Genomic DNA, 15,756 nt, shown 5'->3' on the forward strand with positions numbered 1-15,756 from the left:
ACTCCGATGGCGTCACCCAGGTCGGCGGGCTCCCCTTCCCACCGGCATCGGAGGATTGAGCAGGCGGTAGGCGAGCCAGAAGACGGCCCACGCCGTACCCAGCATGAACATGAGCCCGCTGATGGTGAAGAACTCGTCCACCACCGTGCCGAGGTCGTTCCTGGCCCGTACGAGGGCGACCAGGGCACCGCCGAAGGTGTAGCTCACGAGCGGAGCGGCCAGTCCCAGCGCCTTGTCGGAGGTGTGCCAGTTCTCGCAGGCGACCACGACGAGAGCCGCGACGGCCCAGACCAGCACCGGGATCGTGAAGATCGCGATCGGGGCGAACGGGAAGGGGATCAGCAGACCGGCCAGGGCGAGCAGGACCATGCCGGCCGTCTCGCGCCGATGGCTCAGCAGGATCGTCCGGGTGTCCTGGGTGCCCGGGACGACGTCCTCCCTGGAACGGACCGGACGCCGTCGGCGCAGCCAGTCGGGACGGTTGCGCGCCCGCCTCCTGGCCAGCCGCTCCTCGGCCTCCCGCATGCCCCTGGCCACCCCGGGCGGAAGCTCCGGACGGCCCTCGGCGTCTCCCCGGACACGCGTCTCTTTTCGGACTCCGGTGTCTTCCTGAGGTCCCGTGTCGTTCTGAGGTTCCGTGTCCTCCTGAGCCTTCGTGTCTTTCTGGGGCCCCTGGGCTCCTTGAGGTACCGGTTCCCCTCGCGACGCCTCCGAGCGCTCTCCCTCCCGCTGCTCTCCCCGGACTTCCCCGTCTTCCTGCTCTTCCCCCGACTCCTGTGGCGCGTCTGGTGTCGACCGCCGTGCCGCCGGCGGCGGGAAAGGATCCCGCACGGCTGGGATCTCCTCGGTCGGCGGGTCGTTCTCCACCGCGTCCTCCCACTCGTCGACCCGATCCGGCTCGGGCCGACCCCGCGTGGGCCGGTCCGACTCGGGGCGATCCGACTCAGGGCGATCCGGCTCGGGGTGATCCGAAACGGAGCGATCCGACTGAGGTTCACCGGCATCGGGATGAACCCCCATCACGGCGTACGGATGCCCTCGCACGGGTCGGCGGGGAGAAGGGGAGGCCGGGGGATCCCCGGAAACGGGCTCCTTCGATGTGGGAGCGAATCCCTCGGGGGAGGTGGGAACGGAGCTCTGGGGAACGTCCCCCTCCGAAGGCCCTTCGGGAACGGCCCCTTTCGAAGGATCCTTGGGCGCCCCGCCCTCCGGGGCGGGGGCCGGGTCATCGGGGGTGGGGGCGGCGAAAGGCACAAGTGCCACGGAAGAGACGGGGGCGACACCGCCGGCGCCGCGATCAGCGTGGTCAGAGCGATCGGTGCCGTCAACATGGTCAGCGCGGTCAGCGCGGTCAGCCCGGCCTGGGCGATCAGCGTGATCGGAGCGATCGGCGCCGTCAGCATGGTCAGGATGTGCGGTGTCGAAGCGATCGACATGATCAGCACGATCGGTACGTGCGGTGTCGGGACGATCGACATGATCAGCACGGGCGGCATCGGGGAGCCCGGCAGTCCCCTCCCCCCGCGGCCTGGGGACCGCACCGGAGTCATCACGCCGGGATCTCCACAGATCCCGCAAGCCCCGCAGACTCGGAAAGCCCTCCTCGGAGCCCCGTGGCTCGGGACGCCCCGGTGAAGTCTCCGGAGACGGGGACGGGGACGGCACCTCCCCGCTCAGACGGCGTAGCTCGTGCTGGACCAGTGCGGCGGGGTCGCCGAACCGGGCCAGGATCCTCTCCACGGCGGCCGGGTCGTCCGTCCCCGCGCGCTCGGCGTCGATCCGCCTGCGCAACACCGCCACGAAGTCGATCCGCTGCCTGGGCCTCATCACACCGTGCGCCGCGTCGGCCGCCTTGCTGACATAGTCCAGCACGAGCTGGTCCGCACGCTCGATCACACTGACCATCCTCTCTCGGCATCGCCTCGCTCGTGAGCTTCTTCCCTTATTCGCTGCCCTTCACGTGATCTGTTCGCCGCCCTTCACATGATCGTTTTCCCTCTTCGATCGATCACGGAATTCCCCCAGGCCGCGCGATGTCGGTCAAGCCTCCTACCATTGGCGGAATGAGCACGGAGTTCACCGAGTGGTTGCGCGGCCGGAGCGATGACCGGCTGCGGGCTCTCGTCTCCGTACGTCCCGAGCTCATCACCCCCGTGCCCGCCCATCTGGAAGGGCTCGCCGGGCGGGCGAGCAGCCCGTCGGCGGTGGGCAGGGCGCTCGACAGGCTCGACCGGTTCACGCTCGCGGTCGTGGAGACGCTGGCCGTGCTTCCCGGCCCGATCGCCTACAGGTCACTGCGCGCCCAGATGGCCCGTTCCCTTGCGGGGACGGCCGATCCACAGTTCCAGAGCGCCCTCAAGGAGACGGTCGAGCGGCTGCGCACCATGGCCCTCGTCTACGGCCCCGACCGCGCCCTGGCTCCGGCGCCCGGCGTGCGGGAGGTGCTCGACACTCCCGCGGGGCTCGGTCCGCCCGCCGTGGAGGCGTTCAGGCACCATCCCGCCGAGCGGCTGGCCGAGCTGGTCCAGGACGTCGCGGGCGAGGGCGGCGAGACGGGGAGCGCGACCAAGGAGACGCTCGCCGCGCTGCTCGGCGACGCGGAAATCGTCGGACGGCTGATCGACGAGGTCTCGCCGCAGGCGCGGTCCGCGCTCAACGAGCTGGTCTGGGGTCCGGCCAGCGGCCGGGTGCCCAATGCCCGCCGTGAGGTGCGGGCCGCCACCGCCCGGTCGCCGATCGACCAGCTCCTGTCCCGGGCACTGCTCGCCGCCACCGGCGAGGAGACCGTGGTGCTGCCCCGTGAGGTCGCCCTGTTCCTGCGCGGCGGCCGCGTCCACCGGGACCTGTCTCCTCTCCCTCCCGCCGCGGAGGGCACCGAGCGCGACCGCGGGCTCGCCGACCGCACGGCGGCCGGGCAGGCGTTCACGTTCACCCGCGCGGTGGAGGAGTTGTGCGAGCGCTGGAGTGTCGACCCGCCCGGCGTGCTCCGCAGCGGCGGCCTGGCCGTGCGCGACCTCAAGCGGACGGCGGGCCTGCTCGACCTGCCCGAGTGGGTGACGGGGCTGATCATCGAGGTGTCGTACGCGGCGGGGCTGATCGCGGCGAGCGGCACGGTCGACGGCGACTGGATGCCCACCCCCGGCTACGACGGCTGGAGGGTGAAGGCCACCGAGGACCGCTGGGTGGTGCTGGCCACGGCCTGGCTCACCATGGACCGGGTTCCGGGGATCATCGGCGAGCGCGACGAGCGCGACCGGCTGCTCAACGCCCTCCATCCCGACCTGCGCCGTCCGGCCGCCGCGGAGGTCCGCGCCACGACCCTGGGCGTGCTCGCCTCGACGCCGGGGGTGGCGCCCACCCTCGACGCGGTACGCGAGCGCCTGGCCTGGGAGCAGCCCCGCCGTCGCGGTGGCTACCGCGACCAGCTGGTGGAGTTCACGCTGCGCGAGGCCGAGCAGATCGGCGTCACCGGGCTCGGGGCGCTCGCGGGTCACGGTCGTGCCCTGCTCCCCGACTCCTCCGGCGGCTCCGGCACCCCGGCCGGTTCCGCCGGCGGCCGCGCGATGCCCGCCGCCCACCTGCTGCTCCCGCTGCTGCCCGAGCCGCTCGACCACGTCCTCCTCCAGGCGGACCTGACCGCGGTCGCGCCGGGGCCGCTCACCGGCGACCTGAGGCGGTGGCTCGCGCTGACGGCGGAGGTGGAGTCGACCGGCGGCGCGACGGTCTACCGCTTCGACGAGCGCTCGATCCGGCGGGCACTGGACGCGGGTCAGGGCGCCGACGAGCTGCTGGCCATGCTGGAGCGCCACTCGACCACGCCCGTGCCGCAGCCGCTCAGTTACCTGGTCACCGACGTGGCCAGGCGCCACGGCCGGATGCGCGTCGGATCGGCGAGCGCGTACGTGCGGTGCGACGACTCCTCCCTGCTCGACGAGGTGATGGCCGACAAACGGGCGATCCCGCTGCGGCTGCGGCGGCTCGCCCCCACGGTGATCGCCTCCAAGTCCTCCCGTCCGACGCTCGTCGACGCACTGCGCGCGATGGGGTACGCACCGGCGGCGGAGTCGCTCGACGGTGACGTGATCATCGCCCAGATCGACGTCCGCAGGACCGAGGGCACGTCGGCGGGTCGTTCCCCGGTCACGTTCAACGGCCACGAGGCCGACGTGGTGGCCGCCGCGGTGCGCGCGGTGCGCGCGGGTGACGCCGCGCTCCAGGCCCGTCGTGCCCCGGTCGCCGTCCCCGGCGGCGAGGTGCCGCGCTCCCCCGCCACCGCCACGATCACCGCCCTGCGCGAGGCCATCCGGCAGGGGTCGCAGGTCTGGATCGGCTACCTCGACTCCCAGGGCAACGCCACCAGCCGGATCCTCGAACCCGCCCGGATGGAGGGCGGTTATCTCACCGCCTACGACGAGACGCGAGCGGCGGTGCACCGCTTCGCCCTGCACCGCATCACCGGCATAGCCGACATCGTCTGAGATGCCTCCCGCCGGTCTCACGAGGGGCGGAAAGGCCGCGCCGGCCCGGCGTGCCGTAAGAGGCCAGGAGGTAGTCTCGGGTGCGGGACGGGCCCGCCGCGAACCCGGCCGGCGGTCGGCGTTCGGCGGTCCGATGATCCGGCGACGGCGCGTCGTTCGCCGCGCCGCTCACCGGGGTGCGAGGGTCCCTTTCCGGGTCCCCTCCGGGCTCCGCCCCCGGGAAGCGACCGAGTCCATCCGCCCATGGCCCACGACCTACGCCCCATATCGTGTCAGTTGACGTTCTGAGCTCCACAGAAGCGAGAGATCCCCATTGAGCAGCGGTCACTCAGAAGGCCCCAGCACCAACCCGGACGACTGGAAGAGCCCCTACACCACAGGCCCCGGCCAGACTCCGGGCCACGAGCGGCAGCCGTACGGCTACGAGCAGACCCGGCAGGATCACCAGCCCGGCTACGCCCAGCCCGATTACGCCCAGCCGGATTACGGTCAGCCTGACTACGGTCAGCCCGGCTACAACCAGGTCCCGGCCTACGGCGAGCCCTCCGGTTACACCGACCCCGGATACGGCCAGGGCTACGGACAGGGTTACGGCGAGCAGCCCTACGGACAGGGTTACGGACAGGGCTACGGGGGTTACGGATCCCCGCCGCCTCGCAACGTCGAAGGTGTCAGGACGCACGGGATCGTCGCCCTGGTCATCAGTATCACCCTCGCGCTGAGCTGCTTCGTGAGCCCCGGCGGCATCGTCGGCACCATCCTGTCGGGCATCGCGCTGGGCAAGGTCGACGCCGACCCGCAGGGCGCGAGAAACCTGCTCAAGTGGACCTGGATCAGCGTCGGCGTCAACATCGCGCTGCTCGCCCTGGGCATGACCTTCTTCATCGTCGCCGGCGTCAACGGCGCCTTCGACTCCTGAGCGGGCCGGGGCCGTACACGACGAACCGGTGGGCGTTCACGGGTGCGACCATGAGCCGAACCGCCGTAGCCTGTGGTAACCGAGGGAGAAGGCCGCTGTGACTGACGGACCATTGATCGTCCAATCGGACAAGACCCTGCTCCTTGAAGTCGATCACGAGCGGGCCGGGGAGTGCCGCAAGGCGATCGCGCCGTTCGCGGAGCTGGAGCGCGCCCCCGAGCACGTGCACACCTACCGGATCACCCCCCTGGCGCTGTGGAACGCGCGGGCCGCCGGGCACGACGCCGAGCAGGTGATCGACGCGCTGATCGCGCACAGCCGTTACCCCGTGCCGCACGCGCTGCTGGTCGACGTCGCCGAGACGATGTCGCGCTACGGCAGGCTCCGCCTGGAAAAACACCCCGTCCACGGCCTCACCCTGACCAGCACCGACAAGGCCGTGCTGGAGGAGGTCCTGCGCGCCAAGAAGATCCAGCCGCTGCTGGGCGAGCGCCTGGGCGACGACGGCGTGGTGGTCCACCCGAGCGAGCGCGGCAACATCAAGCAGCACCTGCTCAAGCTGGGCTGGCCCGCCGAGGACCTGGCCGGATACGTCGACGGCGAGCACCACCCGATCGTGCTCACCGAGGAGGGCTGGGAGCTGCGCACCTACCAGCGGGAGGCCGCCGAGGCGTTCTGGCACGGCGGCTCCGGCGTGGTCGTGCTCCCCTGCGGGGCGGGCAAGACGATCGTGGGCGCGGCGGCGATGGCCCAGGCGAAGGCGACGACGCTGATCCTGGTGACCAACACGGTCTCCGCGCACCAGTGGAAGCAGGAGCTGCTCAGGCGGACCTCGCTGACCGAGGACGAGATCGGCGAGTACACCGGCACGAAGAAGGAGATCAGGCCCGTCACCATCGCCACGTACCAGGTGATGACGACCCGCAGGCAGGGCGTCTACCGGCACCTGGAGCTCTTCGACGCCCGTGACTGGGGTCTGGTCGTCTACGACGAGGTGCACCTGCTGCCCGCGCCGATCTTCCGGATGACCGCCGACCTGCAGGCGAGGCGGCGGGTGGGCCTGACCGCGACGCTCGTGCGCGAGGACGGCAGGGAGGGTGACGTGTTCTCCCTGATCGGCCCCAAGCGGTACGACGCGCCGTGGAAGGAGATGGAGAACCAGGGCTGGATCGCCCCGGCCGACTGTGTCGAGGTGCGGGTGACGCTCACCGACGAGGAGCGGCTGGCCTACGCGATGGCCGAGTCCGAGGAGCGCTACCGGTTCTGCGCGACCACGCCGTCCAAGACGCGGGTGACCGAGGCGCTGGTCCGGCGGCACCCGGACGACCAGGTCCTGGTCATCGGTCAGTACATCGACCAGCTCGACGAGCTCGGCGAGCACCTGAACGCACCGGTGATCAAGGGGGAGACGAAGGTCAAGGAGCGGGAGCGCCTCTTCCAGGCGTTCCGCGACAGGGAGATCCAGGTCCTCGTCGTCTCCAAGGTCGCCAACTTCTCCATCGACCTGCCGGAGGCGGCGGTGGCCATCCAGGTGTCGGGCACCTTCGGGTCCCGGCAGGAGGAGGCTCAGCGGCTGGGCCGGGTGCTGCGGCCGAAGGCGGGCGGGGGCGGGGCACGCTTCTACTCGGTGGTGAGCCGTGACACCGTGGACCAGGATTTCGCCGCCCATCGGCAGCGGTTCCTCGCCGAGCAGGGGTACGCGTATCAGATCATCGACGCGGACGACGTGCTCGCCGGAGATTGATCTCACACAGCGAACACGTCGTCGATTTGTGTCAGGTCCACGAAATCCCGCGGGCTTTCGACAAACAAACCACCCCCTCGCTAGGCCTCAGGGCCACTGGCGACATACCCCCATGATCTGCGGGACTCACCGGGTTCGCCTCGCTTTTTCGCCATTTCCATGGAGAATTACAGAGAGTGTCAGGGCGATTACGGAACGATCGGATCGCCGACGAAGAGAACGCTCTCTTCGATCATCAGACGCCCACCTCAGCGGCCGTTGGAACGGTAAAACGATTTTTGTCTCCGCGCGCCACCGGCACCGGAGCAGCGCCCGCCGTGTTTCGTCGCCGCGTGTCCCCGGCGCCCGCGCGGCATCCGCCGTATCCTCGTTCACCGTTAATCCTTTTGAGACTCCGCGGGGCCGTCGCTAAGCTGGTCGATTCGCTGCCCGATGACCACCACCTCCGTTTATCGAATGGGAGGCGCTTCAGCGTGCCCGCACATCAATTGGCCCCCGACATAACCGACGACTCCGCCCGGATCCTCGCCGCCGAACGCGAGCATCTGGCCGTCTCCAGAGCGGCGCTGCGCGCGATGCGCGAGCACGCCCGGTCCCTCTCCTCCGACGCCGCCGGAGACTGGGTCTCCCAGCAGATCCTGCAGGCGCTGCTCGACCAGCGCGTCGAGGCGCTCGCCGACCACTCCGGCACGCCCCTGTTCTTCGGCCGCCTCGACCGCGAGGCCGGAGACGACCTTCCCAGCACGGTCTACGTCGGGCGCAGGCACGTCCACGACGACAGCAGCCGTCCCCTGGTCATCGACTGGCGGGCACCGGTCTCGCGGGCCTTCTACCAGGCGAGCCCGTCCGACCCGATGCGCGTCGCCCTGCGCCGCAGGTTCGGCTACCGGGGCGGCGACCTGACCGCGTACGAGGACGAGCACCTCGACCAGGGCGGCGCCGCCCTCGCCCAGAGCAGGATCCTCACCGAGGAGATCGAGCGCCCCCGCTCGGGGCCGATGCGCGACATCGTCGCGACGATCCAGCCCGACCAGGACGAGATCGTCCGCTCGGACCTGGGGCGGACGGTGTGCGTCCAGGGTGCCCCCGGCACGGGGAAGACCGCGGTGGGCCTGCACAGGGCGGCCTACCTGCTCTTCACCCACCGCGAGCGGCTCGCCAGGTCGGGCGTGATGATCGTCGGTCCGAACCGGGCGTTCCTCTCCTACATCTCCTCCGTCCTGCCCGCCCTGGGCGAGGTCAAGGTCGACCAGACCACGGTCTCCGGGATCCTCGGCGACCACTCCGCCCCCGAGGACCCCGCGGTCGGCACCGTCAAGGGCGACGCGAGGATCGTCCCCGTGCTCCGACGCGCCCTGTGGGCGCACGTCGTCAAGCCCACCGAGGGCGTGCTGTTCACCAAGGGGATCAACCGCTACCGGGTGGCCGACCACGAGGTCCGCGAGATCGTCGCCTCGCTGCGCGGCACCGTCCGCTACGGCCCGGGGCGCGCCACGCTCGCCCAGCGCCTCGCCCACCTGGTGCTCGTCCGGATGGAGCAGCGCGGTGAGTCTCCCGACGACCGGGTGCAGGACGCGGTGGCCAGGTCCAAGCCGGTCAGGGCGCTCGTGGACGCGGTCTGGCCCAAGCTGACCCCGCAGCAGGTGCTCCACCGGCTGTTCAGCGACCCCGCCTTCCTCGCCGCCGCCGCCAAGGACGACCTCACGGCCTCCGAGCAGTCGCTGCTGCTGTGGGCGAAGCCTCCCAAGTCCTTCCGCTCGGCGAAGTGGTCGGCGTCCGACGGCGCGCTGATGGACGAGCTGGCCGACATGATCGAGCGGACCGTCCCGCTGGGCCACCTGGTCGTGGACGAGGCCCAGGACCTGTCGGCGATGCAGTTGCGCGCCCTCGGCCGGCGCTGCCGCACCGGCTCGGCCACCGTGCTGGGCGACCTCGCGCAGGGCACCACCCCCTGGTCGGCCCGCTCCTGGACCGAGGTCCTCACCCATCTCGGCTTCGAGGACGGTGCGGTCACCGAGCTCACCCTCGGCTTCCGTGTGCCCCGCGAGGTCCTCGACTACGCGGCCAGGCTGCTGCCCTCCGTCGCCCCTGACCTGGCCGCCCCCCGGTCACTGCGTCCCGGCGCGGGCTCCCTGTCGGTGCGGCCGACACCCGACCTCGCCGAGGCGCTGGCCCGTGCCGCCGAGGAGGCGCTCGCCCGCGAGGGGTCGATCGGCGTCATCGTCCCCGACGCCTCGGTGGGGGCCGCGTCCGAGGCCCTGTCCCACCTGGATCACCGGGTGCTGAGCCCCGACACGGTCGAGGACCACCGTCTCCTGGTCGTCCCGGCGTCCCTGGCCAAGGGCCTGGAGTACGACCACGTGATCGTGGCCGAGCCCGCCGAGATCGTCGAGGCGGAACCGCGAGGGCTGGCCCGGCTGTACGTCGTCCTGACCCGGGCCGTCACCTCACTCACCGTCCTGCACACCGGGGAGCTTCCCTCCCAGCTCGCCGGGTGACGTTGTCTGTCCGGTCGGCGCCAGACGGTACGAACTCCTGGGCCGGGGCACCCGGTTCGCTGCTCTGATCCCGAAAGGACTCTTGCCGACCGGGATGACACCGACGACCTTTCTGGTCCTGGTGCTGATCACCGACACGCTGTCCGCCTCCAGGTCGGTCACATAGAGCCAGGTGCCGTCCGGGGAGATCGTGATCCCGAAATGAGCCCCCTCGACAGAGATGGTGTCGATGACCTCGTTGGTCCTGGCGTCGATCACCGCCACGCCCTCCGGGATCAGCGTGGTCACGTAGACAAGGGCGCTGTCGGCGGAGACCACGATCCTGGAAGGAGCGCTACTGACGGGGATCGTGGCGACGACCTTGTTGGTCCTGGTGCTGATCACCGACACGGTGTCGGAGCCCTGGTTGGCCACGTAGACGTAGAGGCCATTGGGGGCGAACCTGATTCCGAACGGGTTCTTGCCGACCAGGACGGTGGCGATGACCCTGTTGGTCAGCGTGCTGATCACCGACACGGTGTCGGAGCCCTGGTTGGCCACGTAGACACGGCGGTAGGGAATGGCGGTGATCCTGAACGGGTTCTTGCCGACCGGGACGGTGGCGATGACCCTGTTGGTCAGCGTGTTGATCACCGACACGGTGTCCTTTCGCACATCGGTCACGTAGACACGGGTGCCGCCGTAGGAGACGTCGATCCCGATGGGGCTGCCGCTGACGGGGATTGTCGCGGTGACCTCCCTGGTCGTCGCGTCGATCACCGACACGGTATCCGACTGCGAGTTGGCCACGTAGACATGCGCGTTGTCGGGAGCGACCGCCACCCCGACGGGGTTGTCACCGACGGGGATGCTCGCGGTGACCTCGTTGGTCGTCGCGTCGATCACCGACACGGTGTCCGACTGCGAGTTGGCCACGTAGACGACGTTGTTCGGCGGCGTGTCCGCCGCGTCCGCGGTCGTCGGCGTCACCGGACCGACCATGACGACCAGCGCCACCATGATGGGAAGGGCACGCAACCTCCACCCACCCTCAGGTGTTTTCCAGTGGTGGTGATACATCGTCATCCTCCGCCGCGCCGTCAAGGAACCCGTTGTCGCAACAAACACCTCGTTCTACGACCACAGGGCGTCGCGTTCAGGAAACGACGCACCGGCTCGCACTATCGTTTCACCCGCCTTGGTCCATTCATTGCCTGGCGGCACCGAAGCCGGCCGGACGACGTGGAGGTGACCGCGTCCTTTCGGCCCCACCCGGCCTTGCGAGCCCCTTCTCGCCCATGACTCCGCACACCGGCCGCCGGATCGGGCTCCGTCTCTCCCCGCCCCTCCGGTGGCGCCCTCAGGACGGCCCTTTCAAGGAGGTACGACGACCGATGGCCGACATCACTCGGGAAAACACGCCAAAGAGGCGACCCCGAAATGTCGGGGTCGCCTCTTTGACTGAAAGCGGTTGGACTCAGAAGTCCATGTCGCCGCCGCCGGGCATGGCGGGAGCGGCCGCGGCCTTCTCGGGCTTCTCGGCGATGACGGCCTCGGTGGTGAGGAACAGCGCCGCGATGGACGCCGCGTTCTGCAGTGCGGAACGCGTCACCTTGGCCGGGTCGATGATGCCCGTCTCGAACAGGTTGACGTACTCGCCGGTGGCGGCGTTGAGGCCCTCACCCGCGGGAAGGTTGCGCACCTTCTCCACGACGACGCCGCCTTCAAGGCCGGCGTTCACCGCGATCTGCTTCAGCGGCTCCTCCAGAGCCTTCTTCACGATCGCGGCACCGGTGGCCTCGTCGCCGGAGAGCTCCAGCTTGTCGAACGCCTTCGCGCCGGCCTGCAGCAGCGCCACGCCACCGCCGGGGACGATGCCCTCCTCGACGGCCGCCTTCGCGTTGCGAACGGCGTCCTCGATGCGGTGCTTGCGCTCCTTGAGCTCGACCTCGGTCGCGGCGCCGGCCTTGATGACGGCCACGCCGCCGGCCAGCTTGGCCAGGCGCTCCTGGAGCTTCTCGCGGTCGTAGTCGGAGTCGGTGTTGTCGATCTCGGCGCGGATCTGGTTGACCCGACCGGCGATCTGCTCGGCGTCACCGGCGCCGTCGACGATGGTGGTCTCGTCCTTGGTGACGATGACCTGGCGGGCGCGGCCGAGCTGGTCCAGGGTGGTGGACTCCAGCTTGAGGCCGAGGTCCTCGCTGATGACCTGGGCACCGGTCAGGATGCCGATGTCGCCCAGCATCGCCTTGCGACGGTCACCGAAGCCGGGCGCCTTGACGGCGACCGAGCGGAACAGGCCACGGATCTTGTTCACGACCAGGGTGGCCAGGGCCTCGCCCTCGACGTCCTCGGCGATGATCAGCAGCGGCTTGCCGGCCTGCACGACCTTGTCGAGAACCGGGAGCAGGTCCTTGTTGGCGGACACCTTGGAGTTGACGACGAGGATGTACGGGTCGTCGAGGACGGCCTCCATACGCTCCGGGTCGGTGACGAAGTACATCGAGGTGAGGCCCTTGTCGAAGCGCATGCCCTCGGTGAGCTCAAGCTCGAGACCGAAGGTGTTGCTCTCCTCGACGGTGATGACGCCTTCCTTGCCGACCTTGTCCATCGCCTCGGCGATCATCTCGCCGATCTGCGGGTCGCCCGCGGAGATGGACGCCGTGGAGGCGATCTGCGCCTTCGTCTCCACGTCCTTGGCGAGCTTGGACAGCTCCTCGGAGACGCGCTCGACGGCGGCCTCGATGCCCTTCTTCAGGGACATCGGGTTCGCGCCGGCGGCGACGTTGCGAAGACCCTCGCGTACGAGAGCCTGGGCGAGCACGGTGGCGGTGGTGGTGCCGTCACCCGCGACGTCGTCGGTCTTCTTCGCGACCTCCTTGACGAGCTCGGCCCCGATCTTCTCCCACGGGTCTTCGAGCTCGATCTCCTTGGCGATGGAGACACCATCGTTGGTGATGGTGGGGGCGCCCCACTTCTTCTCCAGCACGACGTTACGGCCCTTGGGGCCGAGGGTCACCTTGACGGCGTCCGCGAGCTGGTTCATGCCGCGCTCGAGACCGCGCCGGGCGTCCTCGTTAAACGCGATCATCTTGGCTGCCATACGGCTAACCTCCCAGAGAAAGGGTGGCTTACACCGGACCGAGCCGACGCCCGCGACGGCATGTGGGCCCACGACTCCGTTCGGCGGGCCCCATCGCCTCGATCCAGGATTGGCACTCTCTATGCGTGAGTGCCAAGAATCTGTTTAGCACTCTACCCCGACGAGTGCAAGCCGCGCCTCGTTGACCTGGGCCGCGCGTGGGACGATCTTCAGCTTCTCGTCATGTCCGCGAAGATCCCGCGTCACGTCGGCGTACGCGATGCGTCGTCATCGGCGTCATCGGGGCCTTTGGGGGGCGCTGTCGGGCGCTGTCGGACACCGTCGTCATTGCCGTCGTTGCCGTCGTTGGCGCATGCCCGAACGACACGAACGCCCGGCTCGCCGGATGAGGGCGAGCCGGGCCTGGGCGGTGGGGGTTCAGCGGACCGCGAAACCTCGGGACCCGCCGACTCCTCCCTGCGAATTCATGAAACGGCTGCGTCAGACCGCCCGGACGGATTCCGCCTGGGGACCCTTCTGCCCCTGGGTGATCTCGAACTCGACCCGCTGCCCCTGCTCCAGGGCACGGTAGCCATCCATCATGATCGCGGAGTAATGGACGAACACATCCTTACCACCGTCTACCGCGATGAAGCCGTAGCCCTTGTCCGCGTTGAACCATTTGACGGTGCCCTGCGCCACTTGCGACTCCTCTTACTGGTCTTAAAGGACGACGCCCATTCCTCTCGCGAAGTCCCCAATCTCCGGGGCGGACTTCGCCACGTCGATCGTTCCGACCATACCTGTGGGAAGCGGTCGGGCAACAGAGTCAAGCACCAAACTACCTCTTTACGAGAGCTTTTATCACGAGGAGAAAGTTTCATCATCACTGCTGGTTAGTCAGGGGTTACATTATTCGTGTACGCGGCAAATATGAGCTTCTGTCATAAAACACGGCACCCGCCCGGCCGGAGCCGGGCGGGTGCCGTGGATTCGCGGGTGCCCCTGGGGATGACGCGGTGCGACGCGAGGCGGTCAGGGCCGCGTCAGGGCGGAGGAGTCAGCCTCCGGCCACCGCCGGGATGATGGAGATCTGAACACCGGAGGGCGTCGCCGTGTCGAGGTTGTCGGCGAAACGGACGTCCTCATCCCCCACGTAGACATTGACAAAACGTCGGATCTTTCCCGATTCATCGAGAATCCGGGCACCGATCCCCGGGAAGTCCGCGTCGAGCTTCTGAAGAACATCGCGCAGGGTCTCGCCTTCTCCGTTCACCTCGGCGGCACCATCGGTGTAAGTCCGGAGAATCGTCGGAATCCGCACAGAAACGCTCATAATTCAGTACCTTTCACGATTTCTAGGCGATAGCCGCACGGAATGCGTCAAGAGAGGGTCGAATCACTGCGGTCGGGCGCGCCTCCGCGGCCACCGCGTCCAGGGTCTTGAGACCGTCGCCGGTGTTGAGGACCACGGTCTCGGCGTCGGGGTCGAGCGTGCCCGAGGCGACCAGCTTGCGCAGCACCCCGACGACGACGCCTCCCGCCGTCTCGGCGAAGATGCCCTCGGTTCTCGCCAGCAGTCGGATCGAGTCGACGATCTCGGCGTCGGTGACGTCCTCGACCGCGCCGCCGGTGCGGCGGGCGATGTCCAGGACGTACGGTCCGTCGGCCGGGTTACCGATCGCGAGCGACTTGGCGATCGTGTCCGGCTTGACCGGCCGGATCACGTCGTGGCCCGCCTTGTAGGCGGAGGAGACCGGGGAGCACCCCTCGGCCTGGGCGGCGAAGATCTTGTACGGGCTGTCCTCGACCAGGCCGAGCGCGATCAGCTCCTTGAAGCCCTTGTCGATCTTCGTGAGCTGCGAGCCGGAGGCGACCGGAATGACGATCTGGTCGGGAAGGCGCCAGCCGAGCTGCTCGGCGATCTCGTAGGCGAGCGTCTTGGAACCCTCCGCGTAGTACGGGCGGAGGTTGACGTTGACGAAGCCCCACTGGTCGCCCAGCTCGTCGCCGATGAGCTCGGAGCAGAAGCGGTTCACGTCGTCGTAGGTGCCCTCGATGCCGATGAGCCTGCCGCCGTACACGGAGGCCATCACGATCTTGGCCTGCTCCAGGTCGGAGGGGATGAACACGCAGGCGTCCAGCCCGGCCCGCGCGGCGGCGGCGGTCACGGCACCGGCGAGGTTGCCGGTGGAGGAGCAGGAGAGGGTGTGGAAGCCGAAGTTGCGTGCCGCCTCGACGGCGATGGCCACCACGCGGTCCTTGAAGGAGTGGGTGGGGTTGCCTGAGTCGTCCTTCACGTGCAGCGAGCGGATGCCCAGCTCGCGGGCGAGGTTGCCGGCGTTGACGAGCTTGGTCCAGCCGGGCGCCATGTTGGGCTTGGCGGCCACGTCCTCGGGGACGGGCAGCAGCGAGCGGTAGCGCCAGATGTTGGTCGGCCCCTCGGCGATCCGCTCCCGGGTCACCCGCCCGAAGTCGTACGCGATCTCAAGGGGCCCGAAACACTCGGTACAGGCGAAACTGGGGCCGAGGTCGTAGCGGGCACCGCACTCCCGGCAGGACAGCGCCACGGCGGGGCCGAAGCGCCGGTCACGCGTGCCGTCGGCACGAGCGGAGGTGGTGGTGTTCTCAGTGGTTGCGAGCGCCATGAAGCGAGGCCTTTCCCTCATCTTCGTCTGGACCACCCTGGTCACAGACCGGAATTGGCACCTGTCCCGGTCGACCTCGTTCAGATCACGGGTCGTGAACCGGGATGGTTGCCGGGGCTTCGCAGGGCCGGTCCCTCCACCCCTCTGGATGAGCAGATATTCAGTTGGAAACCTGACGCGCAGGTCTTGAGCACTCTACCCCGCCCTGCCGCCCTCCTGACTTCATGTCTCACTGTGCGAGATAAGGCGTGTTATCCAGCGGACAGCCGGATCCGTTCCTCCGCCCCCGAGACAGGCGGCGTGACTGGAAAAACAGGTGAAAGGACAGGTGAGGCCCCCGCCGGGCGGGGGGGGGCTAAAGGAGTTTGTCGCTGGAGGGTGGGGGTGCGCAGCGGTGGGTGAGGGCGC

General features: G+C 69.2%; 11 protein-coding genes and 1 riboswitch. Of the genes, 5 read left to right on the forward strand and 6 right to left on the reverse strand.

Annotated features, from left to right (window positions below; all coding sequences use genetic code 11):
• Positions 1-12: 12 nt before the first annotated feature.
• On the reverse strand, positions 13-525 hold the full coding sequence (locus tag AB0B90_RS32705; protein ID WP_350945787.1) for a hypothetical protein: 513 nt from the start codon (positions 523-525) through the stop codon (positions 13-15).
• A gap of 777 nt (positions 526-1,302) precedes the next feature.
• Between AB0B90_RS32705 and AB0B90_RS32710 the strand changes: the two genes are divergently transcribed.
• From AB0B90_RS32710 to AB0B90_RS32730, 5 genes are all read left to right on the forward strand, one after another.
• Positions 1,303-1,635, forward strand: coding sequence for a hypothetical protein (locus AB0B90_RS32710; RefSeq protein WP_362926237.1), 333 nt, complete (start codon positions 1,303-1,305; stop codon positions 1,633-1,635).
• 428 nt (positions 1,636-2,063) lie between these two features.
• The gene (locus AB0B90_RS32715; RefSeq protein ID WP_350945788.1) at positions 2,064-4,478 is read left to right on the forward strand and encodes a helicase C-terminal domain-containing protein; all 2,415 of its coding nucleotides are present in this window, start codon (positions 2,064-2,066) and stop codon (positions 4,476-4,478) included.
• A 313-nt stretch (positions 4,479-4,791) separates the two neighbouring features.
• A complete protein-coding gene (locus AB0B90_RS32720; protein WP_362926238.1) occupies positions 4,792-5,397 on the forward strand; it encodes a hypothetical protein in 606 nt (201 codons plus the stop codon).
• A gap of 97 nt (positions 5,398-5,494) precedes the next feature.
• Positions 5,495-7,141, forward strand: a complete 1,647-nt coding sequence (locus tag AB0B90_RS32725) for a DNA repair helicase XPB (protein WP_350945790.1) — start codon at positions 5,495-5,497, stop codon at positions 7,139-7,141.
• Between the two features lie 473 nt (positions 7,142-7,614).
• Positions 7,615-9,639 carry an AAA family ATPase gene (locus AB0B90_RS32730; RefSeq protein ID WP_350945791.1) on the forward strand — a complete coding sequence of 675 codons (2,025 nt, stop codon included), beginning with the start codon at positions 7,615-7,617 and terminating at the stop codon, positions 9,637-9,639.
• Here AB0B90_RS32730 and AB0B90_RS32735 read toward each other — a convergent pair.
• The 5 genes from AB0B90_RS32735 to thrC all read right to left on the reverse strand — a co-directional run bounded on the left by AB0B90_RS32735 (position 9,589) and on the right by thrC (position 15,348).
• On the reverse strand, positions 9,589-10,656 hold the full coding sequence (locus AB0B90_RS32735) for a YncE family protein (RefSeq protein ID WP_362926239.1): 1,068 nt from the start codon (positions 10,654-10,656) through the stop codon (positions 9,589-9,591). The two genes, AB0B90_RS32730 and AB0B90_RS32735, sit on opposite strands and share 51 nt — an antisense overlap.
• 439 nt (positions 10,657-11,095) lie before the next feature.
• A complete protein-coding gene (gene groL / locus AB0B90_RS32740; protein ID WP_350945793.1) occupies positions 11,096-12,721 on the reverse strand; it encodes a chaperonin GroEL in 1,626 nt (541 codons plus the stop codon).
• Positions 12,722-13,201: 480 nt separating this feature from the next.
• Positions 13,202-13,402, reverse strand: coding sequence for a cold-shock protein (locus AB0B90_RS32745; RefSeq protein WP_012895270.1), 201 nt, complete (start codon positions 13,400-13,402; stop codon positions 13,202-13,204).
• A gap of 358 nt (positions 13,403-13,760) precedes the next feature.
• Positions 13,761-14,036 carry a MoaD/ThiS family protein gene (locus tag AB0B90_RS32750; protein ID WP_350945794.1) on the reverse strand — a complete coding sequence of 92 codons (276 nt, stop codon included), beginning with the start codon at positions 14,034-14,036 and terminating at the stop codon, positions 13,761-13,763.
• 22 nt (positions 14,037-14,058) lie between these two features.
• Positions 14,059-15,348, reverse strand: coding sequence for a threonine synthase (thrC, locus tag AB0B90_RS32755; RefSeq protein WP_362926240.1), 1,290 nt, complete (start codon positions 15,346-15,348; stop codon positions 14,059-14,061).
• 14 nt (positions 15,349-15,362) lie between these two features.
• Positions 15,363-15,503: riboswitch (SAM riboswitch) on the reverse strand.
• Between the last annotated feature and the right edge of the window lie 253 nt (positions 15,504-15,756).

This window comes from Streptosporangium sp. NPDC049078, from assembly GCF_040648855.1.
Taxonomy (GTDB): domain Bacteria; phylum Actinomycetota; class Actinomycetes; order Streptosporangiales; family Streptosporangiaceae; genus Streptosporangium.